Source organism: Metabacillus niabensis, assembly GCF_902829255.1.
GTDB classification, from domain to species: Bacteria; Bacillota; Bacilli; order Bacillales; family Bacillaceae; genus Metabacillus; species Metabacillus niabensis.
On the sequence record NZ_CADEPK010000235.1, the window covers coordinates 1 to 6,138 of the forward strand.

The 6,138-nt window shown below is 36.5% G+C and carries 4 protein-coding genes; all 4 read right to left on the bottom strand.

Translation table 11 applies throughout. From position 1 onward, the window contains the following. Nucleotides 1-156: 156 nt before the first annotated feature. Nucleotides 157-1,362 (bottom strand): multiple monosaccharide ABC transporter permease, encoded by a 1,206-nt coding sequence (gene mmsB / locus HU235_RS15070; protein ID WP_095302801.1) that lies wholly within the window; start codon nt 1,360-1,362, stop codon nt 157-159. Nucleotides 1,363-1,367: 5 nt separating this feature from the next. Continuing rightward, nucleotides 1,368-2,903, bottom strand: a complete 1,536-nt coding sequence (gene mmsA, locus HU235_RS15075) for a multiple monosaccharide ABC transporter ATP-binding protein (protein WP_174880720.1) — start codon at nt 2,901-2,903, stop codon at nt 1,368-1,370. Between the two features lie 22 nt (nt 2,904-2,925). Next, nucleotides 2,926-3,972 carry a multiple monosaccharide ABC transporter substrate-binding protein gene (chvE, locus tag HU235_RS15080; RefSeq protein WP_233452237.1) on the bottom strand — a complete coding sequence of 349 codons (1,047 nt, stop codon included), beginning with the start codon at nt 3,970-3,972 and terminating at the stop codon, nt 2,926-2,928. A 1,216-nt stretch (nt 3,973-5,188) separates the two neighbouring features. Further along, a complete protein-coding gene (locus HU235_RS15085) occupies nt 5,189-6,019 on the bottom strand; it encodes a glycerophosphodiester phosphodiesterase (RefSeq protein ID WP_174880721.1) in 831 nt (276 codons plus the stop codon). Nucleotides 6,020-6,138 lie beyond the last annotated feature (119 nt).

Sequence of the window (6,138 nt, forward strand, 5' to 3'; positions counted from 1 at the left end):
AAATATAAGCTTGTCCAATTGATCAATATAAAGATGCAAACAAGTTTCACTTTATCACCTATACTATTTTCAGAATAACTTCTCTTTCCATTTACAAAAATGAGTTGACTACTTATTAGTCAACTCATTTCGATAATCCGTACTTATTAACAGACGTTATGCTGCTTTGTTTTTATTATAAATATCGAATGCAACAGCTGCTAATAAAACTAACCCTTTAATTCCTTGTTGCCAGTCAACACCTAAACCTAATAAGGACATCCCGTTATTCATAATCCCCATAACGAGACCACCAATAATTGCTCCAGGTACAGTTCCTATTCCACCGTAAGCAGATGCTCCTCCAATAAAGCAAGCTGCAATGGCATCAAGTTCAAATAGGTTACCAGCTTTTGGTGTAGCCGCATTTAAACGGGCTGCAAAAAGTAAGCCTGATAATGCAGATAAAACACCCATATTCACAAATACCCAAAATGTCATCCGTTTTGTTTTAATCCCTGACAATTGAGCAGCCTTCTCATTTCCACCAATTGCATAGACATGTCTACCAGCTTTGGTTTTATTCGTAATAAATGTATAAAGGACAATTAATATCGCTAAGATGATTAAAATATTTGGAATTCCTTCATATGCAGCTAGAACATATGTGAATACATTTAACACGGCAACCATACCGATAAGCTTTAAAATAAACAATCCTTTTGGCTGAACATCAAATTGGTATTTTACTTGTGTGCTTCTAGCTCTCAGCTGAGTAATGATAATGATGACAGATAACACAATACCAATGATAATTGTTAATAGATGTAAGGATGAGCCACCACCAATATCAGGAATAAATCCAGAGCTTATCTTTTGGAATGATTCCGGAAATGGAGCAATTGATTTTCCTTCTAGGACAATCATTGTTAAGCCTCTAAAGAGAAGCATACCAGCTAACGTTACGATAAATGCTGGGATTTTTACATAAGCTATCCAAAAGCCTTGCCAAGCTCCAATCAATGCACCGACTAATAATGATACGATAACCGCAACAAACATTGGCATTTCATAATTTACCATTAGAATGGCCGCAACCGCCCCAACAAAGGCTGCAACTGATCCGACCGATAAGTCAATATGCCCCGTTATAATAACCAATACCATTCCGACAGCTAAAACTAATATATAGCTATTTTGTAAAATCAAATTCGTAATATTTAAAGGTTTCAACAACAGTCCATTTGTTAAAATCTCGAAAAGAACCATAATGAATACTAAAGCAATAATCATACTATATTGTCTCATATTATTGCGGAGCAATGATTTAAAAGGAGATTCATTGCCTAAACTCGGTTGATTGTTTTGAATTGGTGTTTGCATGAAAATTACCCCCTTACCTTACTTTTAGTCATATAAGTCATTAGAACTTCTTGATTTGCTTCCGCTCTTGTCACTTCACCGGTGATCCTACCTTCATTTAACGTATAAATTCGATCACACATCCCTAATAGCTCAGGAAGCTCTGACGAAATCATTAAAATTCCTTTACCCTCACTCACTAACTCATTGATGATCGTGTAAATCTCATATTTTGCCCCAACATCGATTCCTCGTGTTGGCTCATCTAAAATTAAGATATCAGGCTCAGAATAAATCCATTTACTAAGAACAATTTTTTGCTGGTTCCCACCGCTAAGATTTCCTGCCTTTTGAAAAATACTTGGTGTTTTAATTCGCAGCTTTTTACGATATTCTTCAGCTACTGAAATTTCCTTATTTCTATCTAAGATAAAGTTTTTCGAAATTTTATTAAGGTTTGGGAGTGATATATTTTGTTTAATATCGTCGATTAAAATTAAACCGTTTCCTTTTCGGTCCTCAGAAACATAGGCTAAGCCATTATTTATTGCTGTTGCAACATCAGGTATTTCGACCTGCTTACCATCCTTAATGATTTCTCCACTTATCTTTTTCCCGTACGTTTTACCAAAAATACTCATTGCAAGCTCTGTACGTCCTGCTCCCATTAATCCCGCTATCCCAACAATCTCTCCTTGGCGAATATGAAGGTTCACATCGTCAATGACCTTTCGTTCTGTGTGTAACGGATGGTACACATTCCAATTTTTCACTTCAAATATTGTCTTCCCTATTTTTGGTGTTCTCTCTGGATAACGATTTGTTAAATCTCTTCCAACCATTCCTTTAATAATTCGATCCTCATTGACCTTATCTTTTTTCACATCCAATGTTTCAATTGTTTGGCCATCGCGAATAATTGTTATTGAATCAGCAACCTTCTCAATTTCATTTAATTTATGAGAGATAATAATTGCTGACATCCCTTGCTCTTTAAACGCTAATAGTAGATTCAATAAATTTTCACTATCATCTTCATTTAACGAAGCAGTTGGTTCATCAAGGATAAGCAGCTTTACTTCCTTTGATAATGCCTTTGCTATTTCTACTAGCTGCTGCTTTCCAACCCCAATTGAATCTACTTTTGTATTAGGTGATTCCTCCAAGCCAACTTTTTTCAGCAACTCTCTCGTTTTCATCGATGTTACATTCCAATTAATTACACCGCTTTTAGCAATTTCATTACCGAGAAAAATATTTTCTGCAATCGATAGTTCTGGGATTAACGCCAATTCCTGATGGATAATGACGATACCTAATTCCTCACTCTGCTTAATATCCTTAAACGTGCAAACTTGATTTTGAAAGAGAATATCTCCTGTATACGTACCATAAGGATAAACACCGCTTAATACCTTCATTAAGGTTGATTTCCCTGCCCCGTTTTCTCCACATAACGCATGGATTTCTCCTTCGCGGACCTTTAAATTAACATTATCGAGAGCTTTTACCCCGGGAAATTCTTTTGTAATGTTTCGCATTTCTAATATGATGTTTGACATCTTTTCATTCACCTACTCTCCCTTATTGTCCAAGCTGCTCCTTCGTATAATAGCCACTATCTACTAAAACAGACTCATAGTTTGTAATGTCAACAGAAACTGGGTTTAAAAGATAAGCAGGAACGATTTTTTTCCCGTTATGATATGTTTCTGTATCATTTACCTCCGCTTCTTTTCCATTCAGAAGTGAATCCGCCATTTCTACAGCCTTCTTAGCTAGTTCACGTGTATCTTTAAAAACGGTTTGTGTTTGTTGTTTATTAATAATCGATTTGATTGATGCAAGCTCAGCATCCTGTCCTGTTATGACAGGCATCGGCTTTTCAGCACTTCCATAGCCAATACCTTTTAATGAGGAAATGACTCCAATGCTTATTCCATCATATGGTGAAAGAACAGCATCAACTCGTTCTGATGAGTAATATGCACTAAGTAAATTATCCATCCGTGATTGTGCAAGTGCTCCATCCCATCTTAATGTAGCTCCTTGATTAAACTTTGTTTGATTACTTCTTACGACTAGCTTGCCTGATTTAATATAAGGTTCAAGAACTGACATCGCTCCATCAAAAAAGAAGTAAGCATTATTATCATCAGGAGAACCGGCAAAGATTTCGATATTAAACGGACCATCCTTTTCCTTTAAGCCTAGCTTTTCTTCGATATAAGTTCCTTGTAAAACTCCAACCTTGAAATTATCAAATGTTGCATAATAGTCGACATACTCGCTATGTTGAATTAAACGGTCATAAGAGATAACCTTTATTCCGGCTTTGTTAGCACGTTCTAAAACACTTGTCATACCAGAACGGTCATCAATCGGTGCAATAACGAGAACATCAACACCTTTTGTAATCATATTTTCGATTTGTGCTGTCTGATTTTCGATAACATCCTCCGCATACTGTAAATCTGTTTTATACCCTAGCTCTTCAAATAATCTTTTCATGTTTTCGCCATCATTGACCCATCTCTCAGATGATTTCGTAGGCATTGAAATACCAATATACCCCTTTGTTTCACCATTCACCTCATCTATCCCACAGCCTGATAATGCAATAAGTAAGATAAATACTAAGAAAAATGTAAACGATTTCTTTTTCACGTGTGCCTCCCCCTTTCTCCTTAACTAGCAAAAGATCTCACTTTAATGTAAGTGCTATCATTTTGCTAATCAATAAAGCTGTTAAGAAATTACTAAAAATATACCATCAAAAAAATAGTAGGTCTTTTCAATAAAATAACTATTTTTATAAAAAATTAACTTTTATTTAAACGCTTTCATTACTTTTTTTGTAAAAATCATTAAATCGTGAGTTCAACGGCAAAAAGGCTTAGAGAATATCTTCGCTAAGCTCGTTTCCTACATTCATTTTATCTATCCTAATTTCCTTGTAGAGTAGAAAACAGGAATTAGATATTGCCTTCTTGTCCTCGGTTTTCAGGGTGTTCCACCTTACTAAGCCAGACAGGAGGGCTGTTTCTTTTCCTGCTTCCCCTCATCAATTCCGTACGTGAGGTTTTCCCTCATACGGCTTTCCGATGTTCTTCTTCTTTGGCTTTACGTACTTCTCTTACTTAGCTAATTTCACAAGTTTGTGTTGGGCCATTTTAATTACTTGACCCATTTTACTATGCTTGTGTCGTGTATTTCGTTTCTTGTTCCAAAACAATGTTAATCTTTCGATTACATACCAATCAATTCGATTTAGCCATCTTTTGGCGATTGGTGAAATGAGATAGTAATTCATGAATCCTTAGGGGTCCTTCCCTAAACAACGTTATGTTGTCGTTGCCATCATCGGTAGTATGACCCCCTCCGACTCCCTCTTATCCATCCACCATTTCGTTTTCACTTATAGGTTTCTGCTTTACCTCGTAAGAAAGGTGATAAGGAGGGTCTCCCCAGTTCCATTAACTACTTTCCTAACATGTCGTTCCCCATACCCCGAGAGATTCTTGGGTGCTGCTCTTCCAAATTCTTCACACCTTCCTTGGTCTTCGCCCAAATTCACCAGGCTCGACATCTCCTTGTCCTCATATGGAGGTTTCTTTTGACGAGGCGGCAGGATTCACTTTATGTTACAACCTGTTAGGTTGCTCGCACTCTTGTAAGAGTTACTTTGTCACAGGGCTTCAACCTTAGGATTTCTCCACCAGTTGCCTGTCAGCTACCGAGCGTTTTGGCACTTACTCGGATTGGACTTTCACCAATTAGCAATTAACGGCTTGCTGGGCACGCTAAATACAAAAAAGGGGTAGCAGCTACCCCTTTCACAATAATATTAATTTCGTGGATCTACATAATCAGGATAATCAGTAATAATTGCATCAACATTCATTTCAAAAAGAAAGTCTGCTGCTTCTTGACTTCTTACCGTCCATGAGCCAATTTTCATACCAAGAGAATGAACTTGATTCACTAATTCTTCTGTAACAATACCATAGCTTGGGTTAAACCAATCTGCATAAGTAGAAAATTCTTGTAATGCTTCTGCTGTTGTATCTGCTCTGTTAGAAGTTAATACACCAACTGGAACCTTAGGAAGAAGGTCGTTTACCTTTTTCATCGATTCAAAATTAAAAGACTGTATAATGATTTTTTCGTTTTGTGGCTTATCTAGATTTCGTTCCTTTAATGCCTTTGCTACTTGCTCTTCAATTCCAGGATAAAGCTCTGGAGTCTTTAATTCTATTAAAATTCCAACCTTCCCATGGTAACGCTCTAATATCTCTTCAAATGTTGGGATTTGCTCTCCAACAAATTGTTCTCCTTTCCAGCTACCCGCATCAAGACTTCTTAGCTGATCAAATGTTAAATCGCCAACTTTTCCTGTTCCATCTGTTGTCCGATCGACTGTCGTGTCATGGATTAATACTAATTTGCCATCTTTACTTCTTTGCACATCGATTTCAATATAATCGGCTTTCATCTCAACAGCTAAATCAAATGCAGCAATTGTATTTTCAGGTGCATAACCTGTTGCTCCACGGTGTGCTACATTATCCACCTGTTTTCTTTCGCCAACTGTTGGACTTTCTGCAAAAGCTTGATTGAACGAGCCGAATAATAATGAAAAAGCAACCCCTGCACCTACTAATAATTTTTTGCTCATTTTCTTCATCTCCTATTCTATATTGTGTACAAATTAATTCTAGAAATAGTATGTTGAGCTAGTTAGTAGAAATATTTAAAGATTGATGAAGATTATGTTAACAAAATTCCATCTAATTC

What these genes read in the sequence shown, in the direction of transcription:
- mmsB (WP_095302801.1), bottom strand. Translation starts at nt 1,362, where the DNA reads ATGCAAACACCAATTCAAAACAATCAACCGAGTTTAGGCAATGAATCT.
- mmsA (WP_174880720.1), bottom strand. Translation starts at nt 2,903, where the DNA reads ATGTCAAACATCATATTAGAAATGCGAAACATTACAAAAGAATTTCCC.
- HU235_RS15085 (WP_174880721.1), bottom strand. Translation starts at nt 6,019, where the DNA reads ATGAGCAAAAAATTATTAGTAGGTGCAGGGGTTGCTTTTTCATTATTA.